General features: G+C 70.0%; 16 protein-coding genes. 5 read left to right on the top strand and 11 right to left on the bottom strand.

The features are described from left to right. Positions 1-14 precede the first annotated feature (14 nt). Complete coding sequence (locus tag IPI43_15805) at positions 15-911, bottom strand: 1,4-dihydroxy-2-naphthoyl-CoA synthase (protein ID MBK7775573.1); 897 nt, start codon at positions 909-911, stop codon at positions 15-17. 25 nt (positions 912-936) lie between these two features. Further along, positions 937-2,304 (bottom strand): adenylosuccinate lyase, encoded by a 1,368-nt coding sequence (gene purB, locus IPI43_15800; protein MBK7775572.1) that lies wholly within the window; start codon positions 2,302-2,304, stop codon positions 937-939. A gap of 109 nt (positions 2,305-2,413) precedes the next feature. Between purB and IPI43_15795 the strand changes: the two genes are divergently transcribed. Genes IPI43_15795 through IPI43_15785 form a run of 3 tightly spaced genes read left to right on the top strand, consistent with a single transcriptional unit; the run spans position 2,414 to position 4,938 of the window. Beyond that, on the top strand, positions 2,414-2,869 hold the full coding sequence (locus IPI43_15795; protein ID MBK7775571.1) for a MaoC family dehydratase: 456 nt from the start codon (positions 2,414-2,416) through the stop codon (positions 2,867-2,869). After that, entirely contained in the window at positions 2,869-3,600 is a 732-nt protein-coding gene (locus IPI43_15790) for a hypothetical protein (protein MBK7775570.1), read from the top strand. The genes IPI43_15795 and IPI43_15790 overlap by 1 nt, the downstream gene beginning before the upstream one ends. Positions 3,601-3,642: 42 nt before the next feature. After that, complete coding sequence (locus IPI43_15785; protein MBK7775569.1) at positions 3,643-4,938, top strand: sel1 repeat family protein; 1,296 nt, start codon at positions 3,643-3,645, stop codon at positions 4,936-4,938. Here the strand turns inward: IPI43_15785 and IPI43_15780 are convergent. From IPI43_15780 to IPI43_15770, 3 genes are all read right to left on the bottom strand, one after another. Further along, positions 4,902-5,711: an ABC transporter substrate-binding protein gene (locus IPI43_15780; protein ID MBK7775568.1), complete on the bottom strand. Its 810-nt coding sequence runs from the start codon at positions 5,709-5,711 to the stop codon at positions 4,902-4,904. The genes IPI43_15785 and IPI43_15780 overlap by 37 nt on opposite strands. A 15-nt stretch (positions 5,712-5,726) precedes the next feature. Then, complete coding sequence (locus IPI43_15775) at positions 5,727-6,497, bottom strand: EAL domain-containing protein (protein ID MBK7775567.1); 771 nt, start codon at positions 6,495-6,497, stop codon at positions 5,727-5,729. A 67-nt stretch (positions 6,498-6,564) separates the two neighbouring features. Further along, complete coding sequence (locus IPI43_15770; protein ID MBK7775566.1) at positions 6,565-9,282, bottom strand: 1-acyl-sn-glycerol-3-phosphate acyltransferase; 2,718 nt, start codon at positions 9,280-9,282, stop codon at positions 6,565-6,567. Between the two features lie 241 nt (positions 9,283-9,523). Between IPI43_15770 and rplM the strand changes: the two genes are divergently transcribed. Together rplM and rpsI are read left to right on the top strand one after the other, a co-directional pair. After that, the gene (gene rplM, locus IPI43_15765; protein MBK7775565.1) at positions 9,524-9,952 is read left to right on the top strand and encodes a 50S ribosomal protein L13; all 429 of its coding nucleotides are present in this window, start codon (positions 9,524-9,526) and stop codon (positions 9,950-9,952) included. 43 nt (positions 9,953-9,995) lie between these two features. After that, the gene (gene rpsI, locus IPI43_15760; GenBank protein MBK7775564.1) at positions 9,996-10,388 is read left to right on the top strand and encodes a 30S ribosomal protein S9; all 393 of its coding nucleotides are present in this window, start codon (positions 9,996-9,998) and stop codon (positions 10,386-10,388) included. 771 nt (positions 10,389-11,159) lie between these two features. Here rpsI and IPI43_15755 read toward each other — a convergent pair. The 6 genes from IPI43_15755 to IPI43_15730 all read right to left on the bottom strand — a co-directional run bounded on the left by IPI43_15755 (position 11,160) and on the right by IPI43_15730 (position 16,297). Then, positions 11,160-11,600, bottom strand: coding sequence for a 23S rRNA (pseudouridine(1915)-N(3))-methyltransferase RlmH (locus IPI43_15755; protein ID MBK7775563.1), 441 nt, complete (start codon positions 11,598-11,600; stop codon positions 11,160-11,162). A gap of 12 nt (positions 11,601-11,612) precedes the next feature. Further along, entirely contained in the window at positions 11,613-12,011 is a 399-nt protein-coding gene (gene rsfS, locus IPI43_15750; GenBank protein MBK7775562.1) for a ribosome silencing factor, read from the bottom strand. A gap of 116 nt (positions 12,012-12,127) precedes the next feature. Next, positions 12,128-13,396, bottom strand: coding sequence for a glutamate-5-semialdehyde dehydrogenase (locus tag IPI43_15745; GenBank protein ID MBK7775561.1), 1,269 nt, complete (start codon positions 13,394-13,396; stop codon positions 12,128-12,130). A gap of 60 nt (positions 13,397-13,456) precedes the next feature. Continuing rightward, on the bottom strand, positions 13,457-14,371 hold the full coding sequence (locus tag IPI43_15740; GenBank protein ID MBK7775560.1) for an OmpA family protein: 915 nt from the start codon (positions 14,369-14,371) through the stop codon (positions 13,457-13,459). A 37-nt stretch (positions 14,372-14,408) separates the two neighbouring features. Continuing rightward, the gene (proB, locus tag IPI43_15735) at positions 14,409-15,551 is read right to left on the bottom strand and encodes a glutamate 5-kinase (protein ID MBK7775559.1); all 1,143 of its coding nucleotides are present in this window, start codon (positions 15,549-15,551) and stop codon (positions 14,409-14,411) included. Beyond that, positions 15,551-16,297 carry a hypothetical protein gene (locus IPI43_15730; protein ID MBK7775558.1) on the bottom strand — a complete coding sequence of 249 codons (747 nt, stop codon included), beginning with the start codon at positions 16,295-16,297 and terminating at the stop codon, positions 15,551-15,553. The genes proB and IPI43_15730 overlap by 1 nt, the downstream gene beginning before the upstream one ends. Positions 16,298-16,355: the final 58 nt, after the last annotated feature.

The raw sequence follows: 16,355 nt of genomic DNA, 5'->3' as shown, positions 1-16,355 counted from the left end.
CAGCCTGGAACCGCTCAGTAGTGCCAGGGGAACTTCGAGTAGTCCTGCGGACGCTTCTCCAAGAAGGCGTCGCGGCCCTCGATGGCCTCGTCGGTCATGTACGCGAGGCGTGTGGCCTCGCCGGCGAAGATCTGCTGCCCCACCAGACCATCGTCGATCATGTTGAACGCGTACTTGAGCATGCGCATGGCCGTGGGGCTCTTGCCGTTGATGATGCGCGCCCACTCGAGCGCCACGGTCTCGAGCTCGGCGTGGGGCACCACCTTGTTGACCATGCCCATGGCAGCACCCTCTTCGGCCGTGTAGTTGATGCCGATCATGAAGAGCTCGCGCGCCTTCTTCTGACCGATCTGCCGCGCGAGGAGCGCCGAGCCGAAGCCGCCATCGAAGCTGCCCACGTCCGGGTCGGTCTGCTTGAAGACCGCGTGCTCCGCGCTGGCCAGCGTCATGTCGCACACCACGTGCAGCGAGTGACCACCGCCCACGGCCCAGCCGGGCACCACGGCGATGACGATCTTGGGCATGAAGCGGATGAGCCGCTGCACCTCGAGGATGTGCAGACGACCGAGCTTGGCGGGGTCGGCCGTGTGCGCCTCGGCCCCCTCGTACTTGTAGCCGTCCTTGCCGCGGATGCGCTGGTCGCCACCGCTGCAGAAGGCCCAGCCGCCGTCCTTGGGTGACGGCCCGTTGCCCGTGAGCAGCACACAGCCCACGTCGCTCCAGCGGCGCGCGTGGTCGAGCGCCTCGTGCAGCTCGTCCACCGTCTTGGGGCGGAACGCGTTGCGCACTTCGGGCCGGTTGATGGCCACGCGCACGGTGCCCTGCGTCTTGGCGCGGTGGTAGGTGATGTCCTCGAAGGCGAAGCCGGGGACCACGTCCCACAAGGTGGGGTCGAAGATGTCGCTGACCATGATGCTGTCTCCTGACAAGGTCGTTTCAGATGCGGCGCGCTTGATCGGCGGCGTTGCCCACGTAGGTGGCGGGGGTGAGCAGAGCGAGGCGGGCCTTCTCTGCGTCGGGGATGTCCAGGCTGTGGATGAACTCGACCACCTCGGGCGCGGTGATGCGCTTGCCGCGGGTGAGCGCCTTGAGCTTCTCGTAGGGCTTCTCGATGCCGTAGCGGCGCATGACGGTCTGGATGGGCTCGGCCAGCACCTCCCAGTTGTCGTCGAGGTCGGCCGCCATGCGATCCGGGCGCGCATCCAGCTTGGCGAGACCCTTCATGGTGCCCTGATACGCGAGCAGCGCGTGGGCGAGCCCAACGCCCAGGTTGCGCAGCACCGTGCTGTCGGTGAGGTCACGCTGGAAGCGCGAGACGGGCAGCTTGCTGGCCAGGTGGCCCAGGATGGCGTTCGAGAGCCCCAGGTTGCCCTCCGAGTTCTCGAAGTCGATGGGGTTCACCTTGTGCGGCATGGTGGACGAGCCGACCTCGCCCTCCACCACGCGCTGCGCGAAGTAGCCGAGGGAGATGTAGCCCCACACGTCGCGGTCGAAGTCGAGCAGCACGGTGTTGAAGCGCGCCACCGCGTCGAAGAGCTCCGCAATGTAGTCGTGCGGCTCGATCTGCGTGGTGTAGGCGTTCCACTCGAGGCCCAGGCGCGCGACGAAGGCCTGCGCGTGCGCCTCCCAGTCCAGGGTCGGGTACGCGCTGAGGTGCGCGTTGTAGTTGCCCACCGCACCGTTGATCTTTCCGAGCAGCGGGACCACCGCCACCAGGTGCCGCTGCCGGCGAAGGCGCGCCACCACGTTGGCGAGCTCTTTGCCCAGGGTGGTGGGCGAGGCCGGCTGTCCGTGCGTGCGGCTCAGCATGGGCACGTCTGCGTAGCGGTGTGCCAGCTCGCGGATGGCGCCGATGGTGGCATCCATGGCCGGCAGCAGCACGCGGTGGCGTGCCTCGGCCAACATGAGGCCGTGCGAGAGGTTGTTGATGTCCTCCGAGGTGCACGCGAAGTGCAGGAACTCGGTCACCGCCTCGAGCTCGGGCTGGCCGGTGATCTTCTCCTTCAGGAAGTACTCCACCGCCTTCACGTCGTGGTTGGTGCCGCGCTCGATGGCCTTCACGCGCTCCGCGTCGGCCTCGCTGAACTCGCTGACGATGCGCTCGAGGCTGGCCAGCGCCTCGGCCGAGAACGCCGGCACCTCGGGGATGCCCGGGTTGCTGGCGAGCGACTCGAGCCAGCGCACCTCGACGCGCACCCGGTGATGAATCAGCCCGAACTCGCTGAGATAGGGACGAAGGGCATCCACGCTCTTGGCGTAGCGGCCATCGAGGGGAGAGAGCGCGGTCAGCGTCGAGGACTCCATGCGCGGGGCTTATCAGCGAAGGGCCTCCGTCGCAACGCCGCGACCCGGGTTGCCAGGCCCGTGCGCACGTCCCGCTCGCAGGACCCGCGCGCGCTGCTACCTTCGCGCCATGCCGACCGTATTCGCGACACAAGAGGCCCTGCGGGGCGCCGCCGGAACCGACCTGGGCGTCACCGACTGGCTGACCATCACCCAAGAGCGCATCAACCAGTTCGCCGACGCCACAGGCGATCACCAGTGGATCCACGTGGACCCCGAGCGCGCCAAGGAAGGGCCCTTCGGCACCACCATCGCCCATGGATACCTGACGCTGTCGCTGTCGAACTTCTTCCTGCCGCAGCTCATCGAGGTGCAGGGCATGAAGCTGGGCGTCAACTACGGCTGCGACAAGATCCGCTTCCCCGCGCCGGTGAAGGTGAACGCGCGCGTGCGCGGCCGCGGCGAGGTGAAGGAGGTCATCGAGGTGAAGGGGGGCCTGCAGGCCACCACCGTGATCACCATCGAGATCGAGGGCGAGGACCGCCCCGGCTGCGTCATCGAGTCGCTCAGCCGGTACTTCTACTGATGGACCCCGTCTCGGTGATGCTGGGCGCCGCGCCCAAGGCGCTGGACGTGGCCATGAAGCTCGCGGGCGCGTGGCGCACACACCATGACGCGCGCGAGGCGGAGCTGCGCCTGCTCCGCGTGCTGTACTTCGAGGTCTGTCAGAACCTGGGGGTGCTCTCGCGCTTCCACATCGCCGACCGCGCTGGCATTCCCTCCAACGACCAGGCCTACGAAGGCATCGCGAAGCTGCTCTCGGTGGACGCGCACCTGGCCGTGGTGCTGGTGCGTGGCGAGACCGAAGCGGAGCTCGAGTCGGTGCGCGCGCTGCGTCTCGCGGCGGCCGCCCAGCGTGACCAGTCTCTCGCGGAGCAAGAGCGCAGCGCCGCCGACGAGTTCAAACGCGCCGAGCGGTTGGCTGCGTTCCGTTCGGTCTGGGGCGACCTGTGCGACGAGAGCTGGGAGCTGGTGGACGTGCGCGACGCGCGGGACGACGACGCCGAGGACGCCGGGGCAGCCCACGAGCCGGCGGCCGCCCCGCGCCCCAGCAAGATCACGACCGTGCTGCGCTCGCTCGCGTTCGTCAGCGTGAAGGTGCCCACGCTGCAGACGCTCGCCGGTGTGGACGAGGCCACGCGCAGCGTCATGCGCGACGTGCGCACCGCCGTGCGGCTCGAGCAGATTCGCCAGCACGAGAGCGCCCTCAAGCGTCACCTCGAGATGCTGCCCGCCATCGCCCCTGTTCGCGTCTGACGAGGGTTGTCACGCGGCCGAAGTGCGGGCTTCATAGGGCGCATGAACTCGAAGCACCCTACTCCTCCGGCACTCTGGTTCGCGATCGCGCTCATGGGCTGTGGCGGCGCGCCGCCTCCCGAGACGACGACGCCCGCCGAGGTCACCCTCACGTGCGAGGCCTTCCAAGCGCCGCGTGACGGGCGTTGCGTGTACGCGCTGAGCGAAGAGCAGCAGTGCATGGACGGGCAGGAAGCCGCGTGCACCGTGGCAGGCCACGCGTACCTGTCGGGCGACGCGGTGGCAGCCGACGAGCCGCACGCGGCCGAGCTCTACGACCGCGCGTGCCGCGGAGATGACGCCGAGGGCTGCGCGAGCCTGGCCGAGCTGCGCGAGCAGGGTCGCGGGGGCCCCGAGGATGTCGCGGAGGCCGCGCGGCTCTACTCGCTTTCGTGCGAGCTGGGCGACGGGCAGGCGTGCGCCAACTTCGGCATCATGCTCGGCGAGGGCCGCGGCGTAGAACAGGACATCCCGCGCGCCGCGTCGCTGCTGGAGCGGGCCTGCGCCGAAGGCGCCATGGACGGCTGCGTGTACCTCGCGATGGCCTACGCGGCGGGCAACGGCGTCGCGCGAGATGCCGCGCACGCGCTCGAGCTCTACACGCGGGCCTGCGACGCCAACTCCGGCATCGCCTGCAACAACCTCGCCTCGCTGTACGAGTTCGACGTCGCCATCCCCGTGGACACCGCGCGGGCCATGCAGCTCTACGAGCGCTCGTGCTCGCTGGGGGAGCCGTGGGGCTGCTTCAACCTCGCGCGCACCCACGGCGAAGGCAACATCGTGCCGCCCGACCTCGAGCTGGCGCGCTCCGAGCTCCGTGCCGCGTGTGAGCAGGGCGCCGGTCCCGCGTGCCGCCTCGCCCAGTCGCTCGACGCCCCCGCGCCGACCGCCGAGCAGACCGCCAGCAGCTGCACCCAGCCAACCGCCCTCACGCTGGGTCGCGAGGTCACGGGCACCACCGAGGGCGCGACCAACGGCCTGACGGCCTCGTGCGGGCTGACCGCCGCGTCGCCGGAGCGCGTGTACACCCTGCGCGTCACGCGCCCCACCCGCGTGAAGCTGGACCTGTTCTCGTCGTTCGACGGCGTCCTGCACGTGCGGAGCGCTTGCTCGGTGGACCCAGCCACCCAGCTGGCTTGCAACGACGACGTGCGCGGCGATGCGGCGGCCGGGGGTGAGCGGCACTCGGCGCTCGAAGTGGACCTGCCGCGCGGCACCTACTTCGTGGTGGTGGACGGCTATGGGGCGAGCGTGTCCGGCACCTATCGCTTGCTGGTGGACCGCGTGGCCGCTCCCTGATCACGCGCTTCCCGCACGCCCTGCACCACGCGCTCGAGGGCCCGCACGCCGTCGACCATGCGTGGCCCGGGGCGGCCCAGGAACGCCTCGGTGATGCAGTGCACCTGTCGGTCGCGGATCGCCGGGAGGTCGCGCCACGCCGCGCGCTGATAGACCACATCGGGGCGGTACTTGGCCGCCGGCACCCCGCACCAGCTGATGACCACCGCGTCGGGCAGCAGCGCGCGAGCCTCTTCGTCCGTGATGGGAGACGACTCGACGGGTCGCTCGCCCATCGGGTTGACCCCGCCGGCAGCGAGCAGCTGCTGCGTCACCCAGCTGCGTGCCCCGGGCACGATGACGGGGCGAGGCCACCACTCGACCAGCACCCGCGGATGGAAGTCCGCTACGGGGCGTGCGTCCAGCACCGACTGCATCTCGCTCACCAGCCGGGCTGCCTCTGCGGTGCGCCCGAGCAGCTCCCCGATGCGCAGCGTGTCGGTGTAGACGTCCGCCACCGACTTGGGCTCGAAGACGGCCACGGGCAGCCCCTCGGCCAGCAACGCTTCGAGCACGCGCTCGTGTCCCGGGACAGTCAGCGAGGCCAGCACCAGGTCCGGCCGCAGCGCGGCCACGGCCTTCGCATCCACGCTGAGGTCGGGCCCCACGCGGGCCAGTGACGCCACCACTTCCACCGGGTAGTCGCTGTGGTCGTCCACGCCCACGAGGACGTCGGCCGCGCCGAGCGCGCAGACGATCTCGGTGTTGGAGCAGGTCAGCGAGACGACACGCATGACGGACGCGCCGGGCTAGAGCGGAGCCGGCGCCCCGGGCCAGCGCACGCTGGGGTGCGGGTAGGCCGGCCGCGCCAGCAGGTAGCCCTGGACGTACTGCGCACCGCAGTCGATGCAGGCGTGCAGCTCGCCCACCGTCTCGACGCCCTCTGCCACGACCTTGGCGCCCAGCTGGCGACACAGGTCCACCAGGCCCTTCACCAGGATCTGCTGACGGCGCTCGCGGTCGAGCCCGGAGATGAGCGAGCGGTCGAGCTTCACCACGGCGGGGTGCAGGTCCACGATGCGCTTCAGGTTGCTGTAGCCGGCCCCGAAGTCGTCGATGACCAGGCGCGCCCCCATGCGGTCGCGCACCTCGCGCAGCACGTCCATACAGAGCTCGAAGTAGGCAAAGGCGGCCGCTTCGGTGATCTCCAAGAAGACCTCACCCTCGTAGAGGCAGAGGGGATCGTCGGGCCGCACCAGCCAGCGCTCGCTCAGCTCTTCGGGGTGGATGTTCACGAAGATGGGGCTGCCGTCGGCGTCCCGCACCGTGACCTCGCGGATCCGACGGCCCAGGCGCCCCACGCACTGCTCGGTGGTGGCCGCCTCGAAGAGCGCGATGGGGCTCTGGAACATGGGCACGTCGCAGCGCACCAGCGCCTCGTGCGCGAAGGTCTTGCGCGTGTCCACGGCGACGATGGGCTGGAAGACCACGCGCAGCTGGTCAGTGGTGACCTCACGGACACCAGAACGAACGAACGAGAGCCCGGTCTCGGGGTCGATGGTCCAGTTCTTTTGCGACACGGAGCCGAGCGTACCAGGCCCGATCCCGCGCGGATAGGTCCGGATGCAGCGCTGTGCAAAATTGGGGCTACTTCAGGAAAGGCAGCAGCTTCTTCTCGAGCGCCTGCAAGGTGGCCGCGTCCGTGAGCACCCGCCCTGGCTGAAGGTCTTCCCCCGAGGTCTTCACCAGCTGGTAGTCCTTGAGAGCCTTGAGCGCCGTCTCGAGCTTGGGCTTCGAGATGCTCTCGCGGCGCACGATCTCGCCCGCGAGGTACATGCGCTGCCCGAGCGCCAGCGCCTGCTTCATCCAGTCTTTGCGAGACACCTCACCACGCTCGAGCAGCATTCCGGTGCTGCGTAGCGCCAGCAGGTAGGCCTCGAAGTAGGAGCGCAGCAGCGAGGCGTACGTGTCCAAGATGGCCCCCGCACGACCCGGCGCCGCCGCCACGTGGTCGTCCTCGAGTACCAGCTCGCCGAACTTCATCATGCTGGCCAGGGCGTCGTCGAAGATCTCCTCGAAAGACGCGTCCGCCCGGAAGTTGAACTCGTACTTGAACAGCTTGGACAGCTGCCGCACGCGCTCGCGCAGGGTCTGGACGGTGATGGCCTTGCCGTCGCTGAGCTGGAGGGCCGCCGCGATGAGCGCGCTCGGCACGAAGAAGTGCAAGACGTTGTTGTTGTAGTACTCGAGCGCGATGCGCCGCTCGCTGGGGATTTTGTAGATGGCCTCGTCACCCTCGCCGTGCCGCTGGATGAGCTTGCCGTCCAGGAAGAGCTCCACGGCCTCGTGCAGGGTGTCCGAGCGGATCTGGCCGTCCTCGTCGCGCAGCTGCCCTGCCGTGCGGGCGTTCTGACGCTCGAGCGCAGACAGCAGGCTCTCGGCGGCGTGCAGCAGGTCGGTGTGGGTCATCCCCCGCTGCCGGTGCGCCAAGAGCGCCATGGCCACCAGCGCGGCCGGCGTCACCACCGTGACGCGATCGATCTGATAGGTGACGCGGTGCGCCAGGCGCTGGATCATGACGCGCCGCTCGCGCGGGCTGAGGTCTTGGCGGTCGCGCGCCGGGCGACGGGCTGCGCGCGGGGTGTCGGGCGCCAACACGTCACCTGCGGAGCTCGGCTTCAGCGCCACGCTGCCCGAGAGGATCGCGGCGGCGTCGAACTCGCCGGTTTCTTCGGCCAGGGGCTCGACCAGCGCGTCGTGCAAGAGATCGTCGAAGGACAGGATCTCGCCGAAGTGCACGTAGAGCCGGCCGTACTTGGAGCGCAGGATGTTGGACGAGCGCAGCAGCCCGCCCACGTTCTCCTTCTGCTTCTCGCCCCCACCCAGCTCGTGCACGAACGAGCGCTCCTCGATGATGCGCTCGTAGCCGATGGAGATGGGCACGAAGTAGACCTTGCGCGCGCGCAGCAGCAGCGACGCGTCCACCACCATGGAGAGCAGGCCGTACTTGGGCGGGAGCAGCTTGCCGGTGCGCGAGCGGCCACCCTCGATGAAGAACTCGATGGGGAAGCCCTCCACCAGGAGCCGGCGCATGTATCCGTCCACCAGCGCGGCATAGAGCTTTTTTCCCTGGAAGCTGCGCTTGATGAAGAACGCGCCGCCGCGCCGCAAGATGGGCCCGAGCGGAAAGAAGCCCAGGTTCTCACCGGCCGCGATGAGCGGGGGCAGCAGCTGACGGCTGTAGAGCACGGAGCTCAACACCAGGTAGTCCACGTGGCTCTTGTGGCTGGGGAGCAGCACGATGGCGCCGTCGCGCGCCTTCTCGCGCAGCCGCTCGATGCCGTCTTCGTCGATGACGATGCCGTCGTAGATGCGGTTCCAGACCCAGTCGAGGAAGCGCGCCAGCTTGGCGACCACGTAGGGCTGCTGGTTGGCGCACAGCTTGCTGAGCTCTTTGCGCGCTTCCTTCTCCACCTTGGCGATGCTGCGGCTCGAGCCGCGCGCCTCGTTCTCGATGTGCTTGCGAATGCGCGGGCTGCGCAGGAGGTCGTCCTGGATGCGGCCGAGCGTCTTCTTGGTGGGCCCGAAGACCAGCGTGCGCTCGCGCTCCATGCGCCGCAGCAGGGCGTAGCGCACCTTGTCGGCGAGCTCCGCGTCGGTGAGCTCGGGGTTCTCGGCCAGGAACGCCTGCAGATCGAACGGCTCCCCCGAGCGCAGCAGCGCGTTCCGGTAGTTGAAGAGGAACTGCAGCAACACGCGCACGCGCCCCGGCCACTCCACCGTCCCGAAGACACCGTCCACCAGCCCGCGCCGCGCCTGGGGTGGGCGCTTGGTCCAGACGAAGGTCTGCGGCACCAGGAAGACCGGCTGCTGAAGGGTGCGCTGGTTCTCGATCAGGGTGCGGATGAGATCGGTGTCCATCTCCTCGCCGCGACGCCTGGGGCTTCCGAGGCGCGGAGGCCGCCGCAAGAACAGCAGCGCGCTGAACTGGCTCTGCAGCACCTCGGTGAGCGCCTGCTTCTCGGGGATCTGGCGACGGAGGCGCAGGCGGCGCTCCCCCTTCCCGAAGGGCTCCAGGATCCACAGCCCCAGATCGTTGACGAAGCGCACCAAAGGGAGCCCGAAGCGCTTCACCAGGAAGTCGAGGCAGAGGAAGTCCAGCAGCGACAGCGAGCGCATGACGTAGACCACCACGCCCTTGCGCGCGGCGTCGCGGACCACCCCGCTCCAGCGCTCGTCCACCTGGATGTGGGTGAAGAAGCGCTTGTAAACCCAGCGCAGGAGCCACGGCGGCTCGTACGGCCGGGCCGTGTCCAGGGCCGTCCCGGGCGCGTCCCCGTTTGCGGTCGGCTCGCTGGCGCTCATGGGGCCGACCCTAGCAGCGTCTGCCTTCGTTCGCACTCTGGCTCGTGGGCTCGGGAGCGATTGTGCTGGCGGGGGGTTCCCGCCTGCGCTAGACCCCGTTCGCTGTCGACGGGTCCCCCATCGACGACCGCGCGGAGCCCTGCTCGGAAGGGCCAGGTTTCGCACGCCTTGACACGTTGCCCCCAGGGGGCTACTAAACGCGCCCCCCAGTGCGGAACTCCCGTCGGGAAGAGGTTTTGTCATGCGCACGCTTAGCGCCAAAGAATCCGATATCGATCGCAAGTGGTACGTCGTGGACGCTACCGACCAGCCCGTCGGGCGACTCGCCTCGCGCGTGGCCACCGTTCTTCGCGGCAAGCATCGCCCGAACTACACGCCCCATGCGGACGTGGGTGACTTCGTCATCATCGTGAACGCAGACAAGGTGCGCCTCACGGGTAACAAGGCCGACAAGTCGGTCCACTACCGTCACTCCGGCACGCCGGGCGGGCTCACCACGCGCACGTACGGTCAAGAGATCGCCACCGCGCCAGACCGCTTCGTCGAGCGCGTGGTCAAGGGCATGCTGCCCAAGACCAGCCTGGGCCGCCGTCAGCTCACCAAGCTGAAGGTGTACGCTGGCGCGGCGCACCCGCACGCGGCGCAGCAGCCCACGCCCTTCACTTACTGATCCCGCGAACCGAGACCGAGATACGCAGATGTCCAACGCCAAGATCATCCACGGCCGCTTCTACGGCACCGGCAAGCGCAAGAACGCGGTTGCCCGCGTGTTCCTCTCGCCCGGCACCGGCACCGTGACCGTCAACGGTCGCACCTTCGAAGACTACTTCCCGCGCGACATCCTGCGCATGATCATCGAGCAGCCGTTCGGCGTGATCGAGCGCAACGGCCAGTACGACGTGCGCATCAACGTGCACGGCGGTGGCATCGCGGCGCAGGCCCAGGCGGTCCGTCACGGCATCTCGCGCGCCCTCATCGGCAGCGAAGCCACGCTCCGCCCCGCCCTCAAGCGCGCCGGCTTCCTGACGCGTGACGCGCGTGAGAAGGAGCGCAAGAAGCCCGGTCAGCCGGGCGCGCGCAAGAAGTTCCAGTACTCGAAGCGCTGATCTCAGCGGCTTCGCAGCCAGGAAACGGGCCACCTTCGCGGGTCCCCACGCGCCGTGCTTGCGGGCCGGGCTGGGGGGGTGCCGGGCCCCGCCGCGACTCCGGCCCCCGCGCCGGCCCCGCCCGGTCTCCCCCGGGGGGCCCCCCGGCGGGGCCGGCGCCGCCCCCCTTTGCGACTTCGGAGCCGACGCAAGGGCGATAGTCGGGCCCTTGCGGATGCCGCCCTCGCTTTCGCTATCGACCCTTCATCGCCGGCGTCAGGACGCGGATAGCCGCAGCACTCGCCGGCCGATTCGTTCGCGGCCGTTCTGCCGCGGTCAAGGACTTCCCGTTTTAGAACCCGCCGTTCCTGGCAGCCCGACGGGCCCACATCCGCCTGCCGCCTCGCTCGGAGACCGTGGCGGCTCGAGTGGTCGCTCGAGGCCTCAGACCTAACGGGGCTGTGACTAGCTCGAGCACCGGCTGCGCGCTCTGGCCACCCGCGCGCGGTGTCTGCTCGCGGACGCGCCGCCCGGCCGGCCCCGCCGCCCCCGCGCCCCCCCCCCCCCCCCCGGGGGCGCGAGGCGCCCCCGCGGGCGACGCGCTGCCCCCCCCGCCCTCGGGCACCCCTCGCGGCCCCTCTTGGCTCGGCGCTCGAGCCGGGGCGCCCCACGCGGCTCGCCCTTCCGCGTCCCCCCCGCGGGGCGCCCGGGGCTGACCTTCGCCGCATGAGTCGGTTTACGCTGGGGCCCCCCTTTCACGGCGGGGTGCCCAGCCTTGTCGGTTCCCCACCCTCAGTGGCTGTACGGCTCGTTCCGCAGGATCGTGAACCCCCGATACACCTGCTCGGCCAGCAGCAGCCGCGCCAGGCGGTGGGGCAACGTCATGGCCGACAGCGACAGCTGCACGTCAGCCCGCTTCGAGATCACCTTCGGCAGCCCATACGACCCGCCGATCAGGAACACCGCGCTCTGCACGCCCTCCCCCTCGCAGCGGCCCAGGTGCTGCGCCAGCTGGTCGCTCGACCAACGCTGGCCCAGCACCTCGAGGGCCACCACGCGTGAGCGCTCGGGGAGCGCCCGCTCGAAGCGCTCGGTGACCTCCTCTTCGGTGCCGTCCTTGAGCTCCACCTCGTCGAAGCGCGCGTAGCGGTCGATGCGGCCGTAGTAGTCGCGGAGCAGCTCCTGGGTGGGCTTCTCCTTGATCTTGCCGACCGCGATGATCCGTACGCGCACCGACGGGCTAGCTCACTCGTCGTCGACGCCGTCGTCTTCGAACTCGTCGAAGGCGGCCAGCGGCCCGTCCACACGGGTGCGCTCGGCCCCCGGAACGGTCACGCGCGCGGCGTCGATCCACAGCGCCTCGAGGTCGTAGTAGCCCCGCATGTCGTGGTGGAAGACGTGGACGACCACGTCACCGAAGTCGAGCAGCGCCCAGTGGCCCTGCTGCAGGCCCTCGGCGCCGAGGCAGCGCACGCCGTGCTCCGTGCGGAGGTCACGCTGGACCCCCTGCGCGATGGCGTTGACCTGGCGATCGCTGCGGCCGCTCATGAGCACCACGAAGTCCGCGTAGTCGACCTTGCCGCGGACGTCGATGATCTCGACGTTGAGGGCCTTCTTGTCGAGGCCTGCCGCCGCGATGTGCAGCGCCGTCGAACGCGACGACTCCGGCTCGTGGTCGGTGTCGACGCTGGGCCGAGGAGTGCTGGAGAGCGCTCCCTTGGCTTTCGAAGGTGCTTTGGGTCGTTTTTCTTCTTGGGATGTCACTGTCGAACCTGACCGGTACCGTAGCCTACCCACTTGGTGGTGCACAGCTCGTTGAGGCCCATGGGGCCGTAAGCATGAAGCTTGGTGGTGGAGATGCCCATCTCGGCGCCGAGGCCGAGCTGGTGTCCGTCGTTGAAGCGCGTGGAGGCGTTGACCAGCACCAGGCTGGCGTCCACCTCACGCACCCAGCGCTTCCCCTTCTCGGGGTTGCGGGTGACGATGGCTTCGGTGTGGAAGCTGCCGTGCCGGGCCACGTGCTCGATCGCCGCGTCGAGGTCGTCTACGACGGCCACGTTCAGCTCGAGGGCCAGGTACTCGGTGTCCCAGTCCAGCTCGCTCGCGGCGTCGGCGCCCTCACCGAGCAGAGGCAGCGCACGAGCGTCGGCGCGCATGTGGACCCCGCGCGCCCGCATGGCGGTGGCCACCATGGGCAGGAAAGTGTCGGCCACGGCGGCGTCCACCAGCAGCGTCTCCATGGCGTTGCACACCCCGGGGCGGTGCGTCTTCGAGTTCACGGCGATGCGCACGCCCATCTCGAGGTCGGCCTCCCGGTCGATGAACACGTGGCAGACGCCCTTGTAGTGGCGAATGACTGGGACGCGGGCGTTCTCGGCCACAAAGCGGATGAGGCTCTCGCCGCCCCGCGGGATGACCATGTCCACCACGCCGTCCAGCTGGATGAGCACCAGGGTGGCCTCGCGGGCCGTGGTGGGCAGCAGCGCCGCGCAGTCCCGCGGGAGCCCCTCGGCCTCGAGGGCCGTGCCGAAGATCTCGGCGATGGCCGTGTTGCTGTGGAACGCCTCGGAGCCGCCGCGCAGGATGACGGCGTTGCCGCTCTTGATGCAGAGCGCCGCCGCGTCGGCGGTGACGTTGGGGCGTGACTCGTAGATGATGCCGATGAGCCCGAGCGGGATGCGCATGCGGCTGGTCTCGAGCCCGTTGGGCAGGCGGCGGGGCTCGAGCAGCTCGCCCACGGGGTCCGGCAGGGCGGCGATCTCTTCCACGCCCTCCGCCACGGCATCGAGACGCGCGCGCGTGAGCTCGAGGCGGTCGATCATGGCCGGGCTCAGCCCGTTCTCGACGGCGGCCGCGAGGTCACGCTTGTTGGCGGCGATGACCAGGTCGCCCTCGGGTCCACGCAGCGCCGCCGCCGCGCGCAGGAGCACGGCGTTCTTGCTGGTGGTGTCCGCGTTGGCCAGCGCACGCGAGGCCTGCTTGGCGCTCCGCGCGAGCGAGGTGACGAGCGTCTTGATGTCTTCTGCCATGATTCCGCCGAGAGGTAGCAGGGAACCTCGGTTCCCGCGAGGCGACGTCAAGACGGGGAGCTACGGCGCGCTCTCTTCGGGGCGGCCGGGCAGGCGCCGTGGGTGCGTGATCTGGAAGCCGACGCGGCGGTTCTGCTCGCGGGCGGTGGCGAGCTCGCGGCCACGCAGACCCGCGGTGGGGGCCCTCGGCTCGGTGCTGCCGGCATCGCGGGTGCTGAGCCGCGCGGCGTCCACGCCAGCGGCCACGAGGGCGTCTCTCACCGCATCGGCGCGGCGTTGACCGATGCCCGGCGGCTCGGTGTCGTCGGCGTGGCCGATGATCTGCACGGTCAGGTGGGACCACTCTTGCACCGCCAGGAGCGTGCTGATGGCCGTGACGATGCGCTCCGCCTGCTCGGCGACCGCGGCGGAACGGGGCGCGAAGTGCAGCGAGTCCAGGATCATGACTTCGCAGTTGATGGTGAGAATGGGCGTGCCGTCGGGGCAGCCATCGCCGTCGTCCGTGCAGCCACCGTCGAGGGTGCTGGGAAAGCTCTCCGCGTGGTTGGGACAGCGGTCCACGTCATCGGTGTAGCCGTCGTTGTCGAGGTCCCCGGGCGGACCATCCGAGTAGACCCGGACGTGTGCGATGGGACAGCCCGCTCGCGCGTCATCGACGTCCCTCGCGGCGGCGCTGCGCCACGCGGGCTCGTTGGGACACAGATCCTCGGCGTCGCTCACTCCGTCCGCGTCGTTGTCGGGATCGCCGCAGCCGTCCGCGTCGTAGTAGCTGTCGTAGTCCTCGATGTCGTCGGGACACGTGTCCATGTCGTCGGGGAGGCCGTCGCCATCACGGTCGGCGGCCCTCTCCGGGGGAGGCGTGGTGCCCGCACCGCTGGCAGCTGGGTCCTGCGTGCCACCGCAGGACACGACCGCAGCCAGGCACGCGGGGAGCAACCAGCGAGACGACGACAGGCGTGCTCTCGAAGACGACATGCCTCTCAGGCTCGCCGCTCCGGGGCCCCAGCGCAACTCAGGTGAGCGGGGTGTCGTCCACCATGTTGACCATGTCGTCCTTGTGGACGAGCACGTCGCCATCGTGCCGGCCGATGCGGTCGCTGATCTCGCTGCTCTTCGCGCCCGCCAGGCGCGCTGCGTGCCCGGTGCCGTAGCGCGCGAGGCCGCGGCCGATCTCCTTGCCGTCGAGATCCTGGATCGAGACCGCGTCGCCAGCCTCGAAGTCGCCGCGCACGCCGATGACGCCGCGCGGAAGCAGGCTGACCTTGCCAGCCGACAGCGCGCGGGCTGCGCCACGGTCCACCACGATGGCTCCCCGTGGCTTGAGGGTGTACGCGATCCAGTGCTTGCGGCTGGCCAGCGGCGTGCCGGTGGGCAGGATCAGCGTGCCCACGTCTTCGCCAGCCAGCAGCTTCTCGAGCAGGTCGGGGTCGCGCGCATCGCCGATGATGACCGGCACACCGTAACGTGTGGCGCGGCGGGCCGCCTCGAGCTTGCCGGCCATGCCGCCGAGGCCTACGTCGTCGGTGGGCGGGCGCACCAGGGCCACCACGTCGTTCACGTCGGCGGCCACGCTCACGCGCTTGCCCTGGTGGTCGAGGACGCCCTCCACGTCGGTGAGCAGGACGAGCAGATCGGCGCCGGTCAAGTTGGCCACCATGGCGGCGAGCTGGTCGTTGTCCGAGAAGCGCAGCTCGTCCACGCTGACGGTGTCGTTCTCGTTGATGATGGGAATGACGTTCAGCTCGAGCAGCGCGTCGATGCAGCCGCGGGCGTTCAGGTAGCGGTCACGGTCGGCCAAGTCCGCGTGCGTGAAGAGCACCTGGGCCACGTTGACCCCGTGCTTCTCGAATGCGTCTTCGTAGGCGCGCATGAGGCCGCTCTGGCCCGTGGCCGCGGCCGCCTGCAGCCTGTCCATGGCCTTGGGACGCTCGGTCATGCCGAGGCGCAGGCGGCCCATGGCCACCGCGCCGCTCGACACCAGCACCGGGTGGCGCCCGACGGCGCGCTGGCCCGACAGCTGCCGCGCGAGGGACTCATAGCGCTTGGTACCGTCCGCCATGAGCGAGCGGCTGCCGATCTTGACCACCAGCCGGCGCGTCTCGCCGAGCGCGGCGCGCGCCGCCTGACCTTGCGGAGCCTCGTTCGACATCGCCATCACACGCCCCCTCGCGGGCCGGTCACACTCCCACCATCGCTCAGGGCTTCGTCGAAGCGAGCGCGGATCGCGTCCGTGACCCCTTCCGGCGCGTCGGCCAGCGCGTCCAGCAGCGCATCGACCATGCGCTCCACCGCCGGGCGACCTTCCGGGTCTGCGCTGCGCGCAGCGTCCACGGCCGCTTTGAGCGCCACGAACGTGGACATGGGCATGCCCTTCAGCGCGTCGGTGGCGCCCTTCCCGGCCGCCCCCTTCATGGCGTGCTGAATGCGGCGCGCTTCGTCCTCGGTGAGCGGCGCGCCCGGGCGACGGTCCGCGGTGACCAGATAGTGGTCCAGCAGGGCGGCCGCCGAGAACGCGCTGAGGGCCTCCTCGGCGCGGTTCCAGATGCGCAGCGGCGCCACGAAGCGCCCGATGAGGCTGCGCACCACGCGCAGCCCCTTCTCCGTGCGCAGGGCGTCATCGCCACGCGCCAGGAGGTCGCGCGCGGCGGGCTCGAGGCGCACGCCGTGGCGCTGGGCCACGCGCCGCATGGCCGCCCCACGGGCCAAGCTGGCCAGCAGCGTGTCCAGGAAGGGGATGGGCAGCGCGGACATCACGCCGGCCGCGGCGGCGTACATGCCCACGTTGCCCTCGCCGCGAGCTCCCGTGGCCAAGGCGTGGGACCCCTGGCGGCGCAGCGCGGAGGGCGCCCCGTCACGGTCAGGGGTGGGAGAGTCGGAGGAGTCGTCGCGCGAGTCGGTCACGGTGCACGAGTGTAGCCGGAGCCGGGCGGCGCACCACCGCCCGAAGTCGTCATCCCGC

The sequence above is a fragment of the Sandaracinaceae bacterium genome (assembly GCA_016706685.1).
Classification (GTDB): Bacteria; Myxococcota_A; Polyangia; order Polyangiales; family Houyiibacteriaceae; genus JADJJE01.
Note: the sequence above shows the minus strand (reverse complement) of the source record. Positions and strands in the feature narration are given on the sequence as shown.

Coding starts and splice junctions, on each gene's coding strand:
- IPI43_15805 (MBK7775573.1), bottom strand. CDS start 911: ATGGTCAGCGACATCTTCGACCCCACCTTGTGGGACGTGGTCCCCGGC.
- purB (MBK7775572.1), bottom strand. CDS start 2,304: ATGGAGTCCTCGACGCTGACCGCGCTCTCTCCCCTCGATGGCCGCTAC.
- IPI43_15795 (MBK7775571.1), top strand. CDS start 2,414: ATGCCGACCGTATTCGCGACACAAGAGGCCCTGCGGGGCGCCGCCGGA.
- IPI43_15790 (MBK7775570.1), top strand. CDS start 2,869: ATGGACCCCGTCTCGGTGATGCTGGGCGCCGCGCCCAAGGCGCTGGAC.
- IPI43_15785 (MBK7775569.1), top strand. CDS start 3,643: ATGAACTCGAAGCACCCTACTCCTCCGGCACTCTGGTTCGCGATCGCG.
- IPI43_15780 (MBK7775568.1), bottom strand. CDS start 5,711: ATGCGTGTCGTCTCGCTGACCTGCTCCAACACCGAGATCGTCTGCGCG.
- IPI43_15770 (MBK7775566.1), bottom strand. CDS start 9,282: ATGAGCGCCAGCGAGCCGACCGCAAACGGGGACGCGCCCGGGACGGCC.
- rplM (MBK7775565.1), top strand. CDS start 9,524: ATGCGCACGCTTAGCGCCAAAGAATCCGATATCGATCGCAAGTGGTAC.
- IPI43_15745 (MBK7775561.1), bottom strand. CDS start 13,396: ATGGCAGAAGACATCAAGACGCTCGTCACCTCGCTCGCGCGGAGCGCC.
- IPI43_15740 (MBK7775560.1), bottom strand. CDS start 14,371: ATGTCGTCTTCGAGAGCACGCCTGTCGTCGTCTCGCTGGTTGCTCCCC.
- proB (MBK7775559.1), bottom strand. CDS start 15,551: ATGGCGATGTCGAACGAGGCTCCGCAAGGTCAGGCGGCGCGCGCCGCG.